Source organism: Mesorhizobium sp. WSM4844 (assembly GCF_055811775.1).
Map to the genome: position 1 here is coordinate 1 of NZ_JBVVQB010000152.1, position 1,053 is coordinate 1,053.

At 62.2% G+C, this 1,053-nt stretch carries 1 pseudogene; it reads left to right on the forward strand.

What is annotated here, in order from left to right:
• Window positions 1-1,053: pseudogene (locus tag AC0L2A_RS36190) on the forward strand (Tn3 family transposase); the annotation flags it as partial.

Genomic DNA, 1,053 nt, shown 5'->3' on the forward strand with positions numbered 1-1,053 from the left:
GCGGCAGAGATCATCGAGCGAATGGGTCTTGCGGCTCGTGCCATAGCTCGCCGCCGCGCGGAGGAAGCGCTTATCGAAGGTCTGGCCCCTGAGAAGCTGCAGGCGCTCGACAAGCTGCTCGAGGTTGATGCGGCGATCAGTCAGACCCGCTTCCATTGGTTGCGGTCGGCGCCGGAAGCGCCCGCGGCTTCAAATCTGATAGGACTGACCGAGCGGATTGCATTCCTGCGCACGCTTGGAATCGATCCCGGTTTACGGGCGCGCGTGGCTCCCGGGCGGTGGGACCAGATGGTCCGTGAGGGCAATTCCACGCCGGCGTGGCTGGCCAACGACTTCAACGCGAGCCGTCGTCACGCCCTGATCGTCGCGCAGGTGATCAAGCTCGGCGAGAGGCTAACCGATGACGCCGTGACGATGTTCATCAAGCTGATCGGACGGCTGTTCTCCCAGGCGCACAGCCGCAAGAAACGGCGGCACATGGACCATCGGACAGATACCTCCAAGGCCCTGCGTCTTTTCCTCGATACGATATCGGCGCTGCAATCGGCCAACGATAGGGGTCAGGACGCACTTGAGGTGGTCGACCAGAAGGTCGGTTGGCACCGGCTGCTTCGGATGAAGCCGGAGCTTGCAGCAATGGTCGAGGAAAATGAGGCATCCCCGCTGGTCTTGGCGGCCGAGCAGCATAGAGGCGTCATCAAATATGCGTCGGCGTTCCTGGCGACCTTTGCGTTCCGTTCAGCGCGCCGCCACGACTCCTTGCTCACAGCCATTGCGATGCTCCGAAGGCTTCATTCGGAGGGACGGGGTGCACTGCCCGAGCGTGTTCCGGCCAGCCATCTCAGTCCAACCGATCGGAAACTGATCTTTGGGCAGCAGAAGCCTGATCGCCGCCTCTATGAGATAGCCACGCTCGCCGCATTGCGCGAGCGCCTTCGCTCGGCGGATATATGGGTAGAGGGCAGCCGCTCGTTCCGTCCGATCGACGAGCACCTCATGCCGCGATCTACGTTCACCACGATGAAGGAAGATGATCGGCTTGGCCTTGGTGTG